The organism is Brevibacterium sp. K11IcPPYGO002, from assembly GCF_050920635.1.
GTDB lineage: Bacteria > Actinomycetota > Actinomycetes > Actinomycetales > Brevibacteriaceae > Brevibacterium.
This window is the reverse complement of the sequence record NZ_CP131929.1, coordinates 214,468-226,886: the sequence shown is the minus strand read 5'-3', so window position 1 is coordinate 226,886 and position 12,419 is coordinate 214,468. Positions and strand designations below refer to the sequence as shown.

The following is a 12,419-nucleotide window of genomic DNA, read 5'->3' as shown; positions in this document are numbered from 1 at the left end:
GTCACAGACGAGGCCAGGCCCACACGACCGCACCGAAGACCAATTGATCTGATATTAGCGAGCAATATCACCGAACACTGCCCCACAAATCCCCTATTGACGTATAAACATCATAGGTTTAGGCTCGATTCTGCCATCAGAAGTTTCCACTTGATCACCTCAAGTCACTCCATGGCCGGTGCGCGCAGAGCCGCGCTGCACCGCACATCGCAATGAGAACGGGCTGAAATGAGCACCACCTCTGAGAACCACGATGCGCACCCGGCGGCGCGCATCAGCGGAGCCGTCGACAACCTCCTCGGCTCTGTCGGCAATGACCGTGCAGAATCCCTCGTTGCCGCGAGTGCCACCGAAATAGACCGCTCGTTCACACCACCGTCACCGCCTCATTGGCTCAATCCACCAGGCACTTCAGTCGATTCCTCAGATGTTCATTGGAACAACACCGTCGACAAGTCCCCGAGAACCGGAATCTTCCGCACATACACAGAGTCCACGGTCACTGGCGCGCCTGTACTGACAGATGAACTGTCCGGGTTAAGAATCACCCACAAAGACAATATCGGCATCCGCAACTATCCGATCACTGCTGGTAGTCCGGCCTTGTCGGACACGCGAGCAGAGACCACCTCCCCCATGCTCCGCTCACTCGAAGCGGCAGGAGGAGCGATCATCGGGGCCAACCATATGGCGGAATTCGCACTGAGTCCCACCGGCCACAACCAATGGTTCGGAGACGGCGTCAATCCCCTCAGCGCTTCCCACCTGTCTGGGGGTTCGTCAAGCGGCTCGGCAATCTCCGTCGCCACCGGCGCCTGCGACCTCTCTATAGGTACGGACACAGGAGGATCCGTACGGCTTCCAGCCGCCTATTGCGGCCTCGTCGGATACAAGCCCACCAATGGCCTCTTCTCCCATTCCGGTCTCATCCCGCTTTCCGAGACTCTTGACACCATTGGGTTGCTAGCCTCCGACACCACGATTGTGCAGCAGGCTTTCAAGGTTCTCATCTCCGACTCCGCGGTCGTCAACGCCGAAGCACGCGGACTAATCGATGCCAGCGAGGACTCAGTGTTCTCCGGCTTCGCGCACCTGTCCCGGTCTGCCGTCGTTAGAGACTGCGAGAACGAGGTCGCCTCCGCATTCGCTAGTGCACTCGACGTCGTCGAGGAGATCGTACTGAGCAATACCAGTGGATTCGGACATCTGGACGGTTCTGGAGTCGACATCGACGATGCCGAGCTCAATAGAAGGTCCGTCACAGTTGTCAGTGTCGAGGCCGCACGAAACGTCGGCAGCATCCTCGGATGGAATTGGGACCTCCTCGGCGACCAGGTGCTCTCACGCGTGATCCGTGGAACTGCGATTCCCGCGATCGGCTACGCAGATGCTCTCGCCTGCCGTTCGGCTCTGACCTCAGAGTTTCTCGCCACGGCTATGGGAGGTTCGCGGTTCCTCCTCACACCGACGAGTCCGATCCTCGCGCCACAGATGTCGACGTCCGACGCGACAGGTTCCCGTGCTCGCAGCGACTACCTGCGAGCCAGCAAGTACACACGCACCATCAACTATCTCGGACTGCCTGCGATCACTGTCCCGCTGCCAACTGCAGAAGGAGGGCTCTCGCCTGCTCTTCAGCTCATCGGCCGCCCTTACGACGACCGGACGCTGCTCGCAGTCGCGGCGACTATCGCAGAGAACTGCAGACAACCACAGAAATGACTGTCCAGAAAATCACCACGATCTCGGAATGAATCCGAGGAAAGGCGCGACAAGGATGTCCGTTGACACCAATGCAGAACAGATAGAAATCGGGGCGCGCATGGATGCGCTCACCCCCAACACCGAACACAGGAAGCTCTTCGCATACATCGGCGCCGGTGCCATGATCGATGCCTACGACATCTATGTCGCAGCCGGTGTATCAGCAGCGCTGGTCTCGACCGGCTTCGCAGGCGTCCATGAGATCGCAGTCTTCATGTCGATGACGTTCTTCGGCATGTTGCTGGGAGCTGCAACTGCAGGCTTCGTCGGTGACAAGTTCGGTCGTCGGATGAGCTATCAGATCAATCTGGCCATCTTCGCCGTCGCAGGGTTCGCTGCCGCGCTGGCTCCGAACTTCGAATTCCTCGTCGGTACCCGATTCGTTATGGGTATCGGCCTCGGGGCCGAACTCGTCCTCGCTGCTGCCATCCTCGGTGAGTTCATTCCTCCACGCAGTCGCGGGCGGTGGACGGCAGCGCTCGGCATCCTCGTGAACTCGGGTCTGCTCTTCGCCTCGGCGATCGGTGCATTGGTGATCTCGAACTTCGGATGGCGCTGGATGTTCGCCATCGGAGCATTTCTGGCGGTCATCGTCTGGCTGGCACGCCGGAGGTGCCCGGAATCGCCTCGCTGGCTAGTCGTCAGAGGACGGTTGAACGAGGCCCAGACGATCGTCGAACGGTTCGAAGCAAAGTCGGCAACGACCCTGGCAAACAATCCGCCCGCACCAACCACCGCCACTCACACCGACGAATCGTCGACAACCTCCAAACGCCCGTTCTGGCAACTTGCCGTACTCGGAACCGTCCTGGCTGTCGGAGTCAACATGTTCGTCTACGGCTTCATCTCCTGGATGCCGACGTTCTTCGTCGAACAGGGCATCGACGTCTCCCATTCCCTGGCCTATACGACTGCGATGGCTATCGGCGCGCCCGGCGGAGGCCTCGTCTGCCTGCTGCTCATCAATAGACTCAACCGGCGCACTGCGATCATCATGTTCTCGATCATCGTTATACCGCTTGGCTTCGCCTATGCAGCTGCACAGTCGATCCTCATGATCGTCATCATCGGCATTCTGCTCGTCACCACCATCTACACGCTCGTGACTTTCGTCCTCTACTCCTACATGCCTGAGCTCTATCCGACCCGCTACCGCCTTCGCGGAACCGGGATCTCCTACACCTTTGCGCGCGGCGCGTCGATCATCGTGCCTTTCGTCATGTCGGGACTGTTCGTGGCATTCGGGATCTTCGGCCCCATCGGCTTCGTCTGCGCTATGGCCGTGTGCATGATCGTCGTCGTCGTTGCGATACCCATCGAAACCCGCGGGCGCAGCCTCGAAGAGATCTCCTGATCTCGCCTTGCCCGATGAGACAGCACTCCCCTGACTATCCAGCCTTTCCAGCCACTGCCCACTAAGAAAGTAGAAACATGACAATCCACGACGCCACCATCGGCCGGTTCTTCGAGGACTTCACCGTCGGTGACATCTATCAGCACCCTTTCGGACGCACCATCACCGAGGCGGACAACGTCTGGCTGACCAACTTGACTCTCAACACGAACCAGAACCATTTCAACGAGCATTTCGCTTCGCAGAATCCGATCACCGACGGCAAGATCATCGTCAATTCCGGTCTCACAGTGGCCATGGTGCTCGGCCTGAGCGTGTTCGACATGAGCCAGAATGCAATCTCGAACCTCGCCTTCACGGACATCAATTTCCGCCATCCCGTCTATGTCGGCGACACCATCTACGCGGAAAGCGTATGTACCGAGGCTCGTCGGTCGAAGTCCCGCGACTACGCAGGCATCATCTCGATGACGACTCGCGGGCTCAATCAGGACGGTGTCACCGTGGTCAGCTGGAAACGCTCGGTGCTGATCGCCACGCGGGACAGCGGGATCGGACAAAGACATTTCCCCGAAGCAGCCGACTCAGTCAGCGACTACAGCTGAGAACCATGATGAACACGCTCTCCAAACAGCTGCGGATTCCGCAGACAGACAACAGACCGAAATCAGGAGGAGTCAGGATGCAGCCCCTCGAAGACATCCGCATCATCGCTGTCGAACAATACGGAGCGGGCCCCTGGGGATCCATGCAGCTCGCCGATCTGGGCGCGGATGTCATCAAGATCGAAGACCCGAACACCGGCGGCGACATCGGGCGTTATGTTCCACCGTTCCGAGAAGGAACCGATTCGCTCTTCTATGAGTCGTTCAACCGGAACAAGCGCAGCATCGCGCTGAGTCTGAGCGACACAGCCGATCGTGAGATCTTCGACCGCCTCGTCGCCGGTGCCGACGTCGTCTATTCGAATCTCCGCGGCGATGTTCCGGCCAAACTCGGCATCACCTACGCCGATCTCCAGGACATCAATCCCCAGATCGTGTGCTGCAACCTGTCCGGTTATGGCGGAGGTTCAGCGGCGAAACGGCCCGGCTACGACTACATGCTCCAATCTGCGGCCGGATGGATGGACATCACGGGTGAGCCCGACGGACCACCAACCAAATCAGGTCTGTCTCTCGTCGACTTCAGCGGCGGACTCATCGCAGCGATCTCGATGCTCGCGGCCGTCCATGCCTCCCGCCGCGACGGAGTAGGTACCGACTGCGATCTCAGCCTCTTCGACACTGCGGTGTCGATGCTCACCTACGTGGGCAATTGGCATCTCAATGAAGGATTCGAACCGCAGCGGACCCCAAAGTCCTCACATCCGTCGCTCGTCCCGTTCCAGGCGTTTGAGACAAGCGACGGTTGGATGACAGTCGGCTGCGCCAAAGAGAAGTTCTATCTCCGCCTCGCCGAGGTGGTCGGAGACGAAAGGCTCGTCGAGGACAGGTTCTCGAGCTTCGACAAGCGGATCGAACACCGAGAAGAACTCCTCAACATCCTCGACAAAGCATTCCTCCAGCGCACCGCCGATGAATGGGTAGGACTATTGGAGACGGCCGGAGTCCCCGTGGCCAAGGTCAAAAGCGTGGCAGAAGCGCTGCAAGACCCGCTGATCGCTGAACGCGGTCTGGTCTTCGACACCGACCACCATCGTTGGGGCACGATCCGCAATATTGCGACGGCCCCGCGAGTCGGACCTCCGCTGACGGGTAATCGAGCAGCTCCGACAATCGATGAACACCGCGCCGAACTCCTGGAGGAGCTCAGCACCACCATGAACAGCAAAGGAGCCTGAGACCATGTTCGAACTCAGCGAAGAGCAGAACGATTTCAAGACATCGCTGCGGACTTTCGTCGACAAGGAGATCATCCCTGTCGCGCGAGAGATGGAAGCAGCAGGCGAATATCCGGCCAAAATCATCGACAAACTCAAAGAGATGGGGCTGTTCGGCCTGACCATCCCCGAGGAGCACGACGGCCTGGGCATCGATCCCGTTTCGTTCGGAATCGTCTTCGAGGAGCTTGCCCGCGGATGGATGGGCATCGCTGGGGTCCTCGGCAGCCACACGATGGCAGCGAAGATGATCGCCGAACACGGCACAGACGAACAGAAGTCGAAGCACCTCTCCGCTCTCGCTTCGGGAGAGCGCCGCACGGCCCTCGCCCTGACCGAGCCCGATGCAGGGACCGACCTCCAGGGCATCAAGACGACGGCGAAGAAGATCGGTGACAAATACGTCATCAGCGGGGCCAAGATGTGGATCACGAATGCCAGGCATGCCGATCCGTTGCCGGTTCTCGTGAAGACCGATACCTCAACAACGCCGGCTCACAGGGGCATGAGTATCCTCTTGGTCAGCGCTGACACACCGGGCTTCGAAGTCACCAAAGACATCCCGAAGCTCGGTTACAAGGGCCCCGAGAGTTGTGAGATCGTTTTCGACAACTGCAAAGTCAGCGCCGATGCCCTGCTCGGCGGAGTCGAGGGCCGAGGCATGCAGCAAGTGCTTTCTGCTCTTCAATGGGGACGAGTGAATATCGCCGGCCGGTCCGTCGGCATTGCGCAGAGGGCACTCGAAGAATCAGTTGCCTATGCCCAAGAACGAGAATCTTTCGGCCAACCGATCTCTCAGTTCCAAGCGATCCAACTGCGCGTCGGTCGGATGGCAACACGGGTGCAGGCGGCACGCCAACTGATGTATTGGTCGGCTCAGTCGCTGCTCAAAGGTCGAGCCGACGGAGAGACCGGCATGGCAAAAGTCTTCTGTTCAGAAGTCGCCCTCGAATCCGCAATCGAGGCAATGTCCATCCATGGCGGCTACGGCTACTCGAACGAGTACGAAATCGAACGGCTGTACCGCGACGCTCCCCTGATGAGCATCGGCGAAGGCACGAACGACATCCTCAATACCGTGATCGCCAAGTCGATCTTCTCCGGCCGTACCGCGATCTGATCTCAGGAGATCTCATGACCAGCATCTCAGAATCCATCGCCTCTTCAGTCGCATCGATCCGGCTTGAGGACATCCCCGCAGAAGTGCAGTCTCGTGCCCGCCATCTTCTGCTCGACTCGGTCGGGGTCGCTCTTGCCGCCAGCAATCAGGATTTCGCGGCAGTCACCATCGCCGGACTCGCAGAGCTCGACCCTGGTCAGACTCCGGTCATCGGCAGCTCGACCACACTTTCCAAGACCGGAGCGGCGATCGCCAACGGCCTGATGATCCACGGCCACGACTTCGATGACACGCACATAGCGGCCGTATCGCACGTCAGCGCCTCCTCCCTTGCCGCAGTCATCAGCGCGAGCGCCGCCGACGAATCGATCAGCTTCGGCGACCTCCTACTCAGCTACATCCTCGCGATCGAGGTGAACGCCCGTCTGGGCATGGCCGTCGACGGACGGTTCCACGACAAAGGGTTCCACCCCACGGGTATCCTCGGGGCGTTCGGATCGGCTGTCGGTGTCGGAGTCCTGCGCGGACTTCAAGTCGAGAAACTGGTCGACGCTCAAGGCATCGTCGGTTCGTTCTCCTCGGGCCTCCTCCAGTTTCTCGATGAGGGCGCCCCGACGAAACGGCTGCACCCGGGGTGGGCCGCCAACGCAGGACTCCATGCCGTCTCGCTCGCAGGTGCCGGGTACTCGGGTCCGACGGAAATCTACGAAGGCCGGTTCGGGCTGTATCGCACTCACATCCAGGACGAAGAATCACCCGGGCTCGAGGCGTTCGAGAACCTCGGGGAGATCTGGGAAGTGGCGAATGTTGCGGTCAAACCGTTCCCCACGTGCCACTTCACCCATTCGTTCATCGATATTGCGCTGCGCCTCCGGCAGGAACCTAACTTCGACTTCGACCGAATCGAGTCGATCTCGGCGAAGATCCACGACGTACCCGGCGCGGTGGTCTGCGAACCGGCTGCGGACAAGCTGCGACCTCGCAGCGAGTACGATGCCAAATTCAGCCTGCCCTATCTCACGGCTGCCGCTCTGCGGCATGGGCAGATTACGTTCTCGGAACTCGACGAGACTGCTCGCGCGGACGAGTCTGTTCTCAATGTCGCTGCACGGATGAACGTCGAACACGACCCAGCGAGTCTCTACCCGAAAGCGTTCTCCGGAGACCTGGCCATTGCGCTCGACAACGGCACCATCTTCCACGAAGCAGAGCAGGTCAATCGCGGTCACGAATCCCGCCCGTTGACCAACGCCGAAGTGGCCGAGAAGTTCTCCGCCTGCGCTTCACCAGTCGTCGGCTCGGTACGAGCAGCAGAGATCGCGGCAACTGTGACAGATGCTCCTGTCGACCGGCCAGCAGCCGCTGTCATCGGAGACTTCTGTGGTTGACGACGACAGCGGACCGGGGAGCGTCACCGCCACGAACCCGCCGGAAACAGACGTGTTGGGTCCCGGATGGCTGTTCGTCCCGGCCGACCGACCAGAGCGCTTCGAGAAAGCCGCAGCAGTCAGCGACCAGATGGTCATCGACCTCGAAGACGGAGTTCGCGAAGCCGATAAGGAGAATGCCCGACGCCTGTTGCGGCGATCCGAGTCCGTACCGAGACGGGCCTGCCTGCGCATCAACGGCCTGTCTACTGCTCACGCCGAACGAGACCTCGAACTCGCACGAGAGTTGGGTTTCGATTCCGTCATGGTTCCGATGGCAGAATCGCATCAGCCCTTTTCTCGGTTAGCTGACTTCTGCGTCGTCGCTCTAGTCGAGACGGCTCGCGGGGTCATTGAATCCGATCGCATCGCGGCTCACCCCAACGTCAACGCTTTGGCCTTGGGAACGGCAGACCTGCAATCGGATCTGGGTGCGCGCGATACAACAGGGACCGCTGGTGTGTTCGAGGACCTGCTCGCGTACGCCCGGGCGACGCTCCTCTTCGCAGGCCGCGCTCACCATATTCCCGTCATCGACTCGGTACATGCCACTGTGGCCGACGATGCAGGGCTGCGACGGGCCGCCGCAATAGCGTCAGCTTACGGAATGGACGGCAAACTGGCGATCCACCCGAAACAGATCGAAATTATTCGCAGCGAGTTCGCCCCCAGCAAGTCGGAGGTGGCTTGGGCAGCTGCCGTGGTCTCTGAGGCCGAATCTCGAGCTGCAGGCGCGTTCGTCCTCGATGGCGAGCTCGTCGACGAAGTCATCATCCGCAGGGCGGAAGGAGTTCTCGCCAGGACCCAGTGACCTGAGCACCCGGCGGCACTGCGATCCGACACGGATCTGCGCGAGCCAACCGCTCTGTGGAGGGGTATCGCACTACCATGGCATCACAGGCGATCGTCTTCGGCTGCAAACCACCGATCCGACGAGCCTGACAAGGAGAGTGGACAGAATGCCCCAGTGCGCCCGCCTCAACCGAATGACGGCCAGGATTTCAGATGGTTGAGTCGAAAACCGCCTACGCCGTCGTCGCTGAGAAGATCCGTCGAAACATCCTCGACGGAACCTTTGCTCCCGGATCTCGGCTGCCTTCAGATGCCGATCTGCGCGAGACCTATGCTGTCGGACAGAGCACCATTCGCGAAGCACTTCGCACCCTGTCGAGCGAACATCTGGTCAAGAGCGTTCGCGGCGTCAACGGCGGCACGTTCGTCACGATCCCGACCGTCGGGCACTTGGGGTCGCAGTTGGAAGTCGGCGTCACTCTCCTGGCGTCATCCGACTCGATATCGATCGACGATCTCATGGAGATCCGGCATATCACCGAAGTTCCAGCGGCTGGCTACGCCGCCTCGAGGCGAACCGACGATGACCTGGAAAAGCTGCGGAACTCGGATCCGAGCCTGCGCAGCGAAGAATCGTCGTTCTCCAGTCATTCGACCTTCCACCAGCAAATCGTCGAGGCGGCTCACAACCCGTTGCTCGAGGTGGTGACGATCCCTCTGTTCAACGCACTACAGAACATCGTCGGTGAGGCGAATGCGGCCGCGAACATCGGCGCGAGCGTGAGCCACGATCACTCAGTGCTCTTAGAAGCCATCGTCCGACGCGATTCCATGGCAGCGATGTCGCTCATGCGTCAGCATCTGGATTCCGTCTCCGAGTACTATCGCAACCGCGGAATCTGATCATGTCGTTGGGGGCGCAGAATTACTCCAGAACCCCCTCCCCGCGTGCTTGCTGGCTACGGGCCGCCTGGAAACCCCAGTCTCTACTCACTCGAAGCGACACCCCTGCGCAGCGTCGACGAGTGGCCCATTCCGTTCCGCCGTCTCTGGTCTCCGCACCTCGACGCACTCTCAACCGAGATCGCCCGAGTAAAGCGACAGCGCCGCCTTGCAGCAGACGAATCCGACACGCACCCGACCACCGCTGAGGAGCGTTCATGACCACCGCCGAGCCCAGTCGACCCACCGAAGACCAGGTCCTCGCTGCACAGGCCGATGCCGTCGACCGCGGACTCAACATCACCGTCGAGGGCGACACCCAGCACACGGTGCAGACGCTGAGCCAGACCTACCCGACCACCGTCGCCGACCTCTGGGAGGCCTGCACCGATCCGGTCCGGCTCGAGCGCTGGTTCGCCCCGGTCAGCGGTGACCTCGAACTCGGCGGTCGCTACCAGATCGAAGGCAATGCCTCGGGCTCGATCGAAAGTTGCGAACCGCCCGAGTCCTACTCGCTGACCTGGGAATTCGCGGGAGGAATCAGCCATGTCACCGTCCGCACCGCCGAGGCAGACGACGGCGCACGTCTGACCCTCGAGCACTCGCACACGGGTGAGGCGAACGCCGATATCTGGGTGCAGTTCGGACCGGGCGCCACCGGGGTCGGGTGGGACATCTCCCTCCTCGGTCTCGCCAACCATCTCGTGGCCGGCACGGGACGTCCCGCCGACGAGAACGAGTGGGTCACCTCTGTGCAGGCTCAGGAATTCGTTCGTGCCTCCAGCACCCGCTGGGGCGAGGCGTCGGCGGCCGCAGGAACGCCGGTCGATCAAGCGCGCGCCGCTGCCGAGAGGACAACCGGCTTCTACCTCGGCCAGCCTCCGACTGAGTGAAACGAGGCTGAGCCCTACTCCCCCGCCTGCTTCCGCGCGCCCAGCGCCAACCGGGCGATGTCGCGCAGCACTTCGAGCTCCTCACTGCCGTCGAGCAGCGCCCGCAGCTCAACGGCGGCCCGGCTGAGCAGGGTGCGATAAGCGCCGGCGACGTTGTCCGGTTCCCGGGTCAGCGGGTAGGACACGCAGAGGGCGAACACGATCGCACCGACGGTGAAGGCCACACTCGCCGAGGCGGTCCCGGCCACCCGTGCCTGCTTCGTCGCGTAGAACTCCCCCGGATTCCCCGGCCCGCACAGCGCCAGGGCCGCCGAGCCGCCGTCGACGAGCGGCAGCACCGCTCCGACGCCACGAGAGACACGCAGCTCGTGATCAGCTTCGACATTGCGCACGCACACCCGATCCTCACCGACGCGGACCCACAGCTGCACGGATTCCCCGGTCATCGTCCGCAGATGGTCGAGCACCGAGTTCGTCGTGGCGATATTGCGCCGACCCGGGAACGGCCCCAATCGCAGCAGCCCGGACGAATCACGGACGATGAAATTGTGCTCCCGCAAGTCGTTCAGCAGCCGGTACGTCGTCGACTTCGAATAGCCGAGGCGGCGGCACACCTGTGCGGCAGTCATCGGCGAATCCTGGAGGACGGCGAGGATGGCCGCACTGCGGTCGATGACACCGATCTCCGCCGGCGCCTGCTGAGAGCTCTTCATCCCCATTCCTCACGACACCGTCACATCGGCGAGCAGCTTCCTGCGGCTCACCCACCACCGGACGATGATGGGTCCGATGATCCCTGCCACCATGAGGATGATGATCGACAGCGACAACGGCCTGGTGACCAGGGGCGCGAACGATCCGCCGGAGATCTGCAGCATGCGGCGGAAGTTGTCCTCGAGCAGCGGCACGAGCACAAGTGCGAGGATCGCCGGGGCCAAGGGGATCCCGCCCTTCTCCATGAGGTAGCCGATGACTCCGAAGATGCCGAGCATCATCAGGCCGAACAGGCTGAATTCGATGGCGTAGGCACCGATGACCACGAGCACGAGGATCGCAGAGAAGAGGATCTCCTTCGGCATCTTCAGCAGTTTGACGAACACTCCGACCAGCGGCAAGTTGAGGATGATGAGCGCGATATTGCCGATGTACATGCTGGCGATGATCGTCCAGATCAGACCGGTGTCGTCCCGGAAGATCAGCGGCCCGGGCTGCAGACCGTACATCGTGAACACGAAGAGCAGCAGCGCCGTCGTCGCCGAACCCGGGATGCCGAGGCTGAACAGCGGAATCATCGCGCCACCCACACCGGCGTTGTTCGCCGCCTCGGGACCGGCCACGCCTTCGATGGCACCGTGACCGAATTCGTCCTTCCGCTTCGAGAGCCGCTTCTCCATGATGTAGGACATGAACGAGGCCAGCGAGGGACCGACGCCGGGCAGGATGCCGATGATGAAACCGAGCACCGAACCGCGGGCCCACGGCCCGGCCGACCGCTGCCAGTCCTGCTTCGTCATCCACTTGTCTTCGCCGAAGCCCTGGATCTCATCCTTGGCCCCGCGCCCGAGCGCGAGGTTGCGGATCGCCTCGGGGATGGCGAAGAGCGCCATTGCGAAGATCGTGAAGTCGATCCCGTCGGAGAGCAGATCGATGCCGAAGGTCTGCCGGGGCAGTCCGGTCTGGAAGTCCAGCCCGATGAGGCCGACGGCCAGGCCGATGAAGATCGAGATGAGCGCCTTGGCCCGCGAACCCGCCGACATCGTCGACGCGAGCAGCAGGGCCGTGGCCATGAGCAGGAAGTATTCGGTGGCGCCGAAGACGTTCGCGAGTTTGACGAGCACGGGCGAGAGGAATGTCAGCCCGATGATGGCCAGGGTGCCGGCGAGGAACGACCCGATCGCCGCGGTCGCCAGCGCCGCCTTGCCGCGACCTCGGCGAGCCATCTCGTAGCCTTCGATCGCGGTCACCGCACTGGCAACCTCACCAGGGGTTTTGATGAGAGTTGCGGTGATCGAGCCGCCGTACATCGACCCGTAGTAGATTCCGCACAGCAGAATGAGACCGTGGACCGGTTCCATGCCGAAGGAGACCGGAATGAGGATCGCGATCGCGGAGATCGGTCCGATTCCCGGCAGTACTCCGACGACGGTGCCCAGCAGCACGCCGAGGAGGGCGAAGGCGAGGCTGGCCGGCTCGACCGCCGAGGCGAAGCCGCCGCCCAGATCGATGAGAGTATCCATGTCCGCCC

11 protein-coding genes are annotated in these 12,419 nt (G+C 61.6%); 9 read left to right on the top strand and 2 right to left on the bottom strand.

Features of this window, described 5'->3' with window-relative positions; genetic code table 11:
• Positions 1–228 precede the first annotated feature (228 nt).
• The 9 genes from QYM46_RS01045 (at position 229) to QYM46_RS01005 (ending at position 10,174) form a co-directional block, all read left to right on the top strand.
• Entirely contained in the window at positions 229–1,722 is a 1,494-nt protein-coding gene (locus QYM46_RS01045; RefSeq protein WP_432790374.1) for an amidase, read from the top strand.
• A gap of 55 nt (positions 1,723–1,777) precedes the next feature.
• Positions 1,778–3,118, top strand: coding sequence for an MFS transporter (locus QYM46_RS01040; RefSeq protein ID WP_432790373.1), 1,341 nt, complete (start codon positions 1,778–1,780; stop codon positions 3,116–3,118).
• Between the two features lie 77 nt (positions 3,119–3,195).
• Positions 3,196–3,723: a MaoC family dehydratase gene (locus tag QYM46_RS01035; RefSeq protein ID WP_432790372.1), complete on the top strand. Its 528-nt coding sequence runs from the start codon at positions 3,196–3,198 to the stop codon at positions 3,721–3,723.
• Positions 3,724–3,800: 77 nt separating this feature from the next.
• Positions 3,801–4,961: a CaiB/BaiF CoA transferase family protein gene (locus tag QYM46_RS01030; RefSeq protein WP_432790371.1), complete on the top strand. Its 1,161-nt coding sequence runs from the start codon at positions 3,801–3,803 to the stop codon at positions 4,959–4,961.
• A gap of 4 nt (positions 4,962–4,965) precedes the next feature.
• Positions 4,966–6,120: an acyl-CoA dehydrogenase family protein gene (locus QYM46_RS01025; RefSeq protein WP_432790370.1), complete on the top strand. Its 1,155-nt coding sequence runs from the start codon at positions 4,966–4,968 to the stop codon at positions 6,118–6,120.
• A gap of 14 nt (positions 6,121–6,134) precedes the next feature.
• On the top strand, positions 6,135–7,508 hold the full coding sequence (locus QYM46_RS01020) for an MmgE/PrpD family protein (protein ID WP_432790369.1): 1,374 nt from the start codon (positions 6,135–6,137) through the stop codon (positions 7,506–7,508).
• 130 nt (positions 7,509–7,638) lie between these two features.
• Positions 7,639–8,358 (top strand): HpcH/HpaI aldolase/citrate lyase family protein, encoded by a 720-nt coding sequence (locus tag QYM46_RS01015; protein ID WP_432790368.1) that lies wholly within the window; start codon positions 7,639–7,641, stop codon positions 8,356–8,358.
• Between the two features lie 194 nt (positions 8,359–8,552).
• A complete protein-coding gene (locus QYM46_RS01010) occupies positions 8,553–9,242 on the top strand; it encodes a FadR/GntR family transcriptional regulator (protein WP_432790367.1) in 690 nt (229 codons plus the stop codon).
• Between the two features lie 257 nt (positions 9,243–9,499).
• Positions 9,500–10,174 carry an SRPBCC family protein gene (locus QYM46_RS01005; RefSeq protein WP_432790366.1) on the top strand — a complete coding sequence of 225 codons (675 nt, stop codon included), beginning with the start codon at positions 9,500–9,502 and terminating at the stop codon, positions 10,172–10,174.
• A gap of 14 nt (positions 10,175–10,188) precedes the next feature.
• Here QYM46_RS01005 and QYM46_RS01000 read toward each other — a convergent pair whose 3' ends face one another.
• Together QYM46_RS01000 and QYM46_RS00995 are read right to left on the bottom strand one after the other, a co-directional pair.
• Positions 10,189–10,887: a helix-turn-helix domain-containing protein gene (locus QYM46_RS01000; RefSeq protein ID WP_432790365.1), complete on the bottom strand. Its 699-nt coding sequence runs from the start codon at positions 10,885–10,887 to the stop codon at positions 10,189–10,191.
• 9 nt (positions 10,888–10,896) lie between these two features.
• Entirely contained in the window at positions 10,897–12,411 is a 1,515-nt protein-coding gene (locus QYM46_RS00995; RefSeq protein ID WP_432790364.1) for a tripartite tricarboxylate transporter permease, read from the bottom strand.
• Between the last annotated feature and the right edge of the window lie 8 nt (positions 12,412–12,419).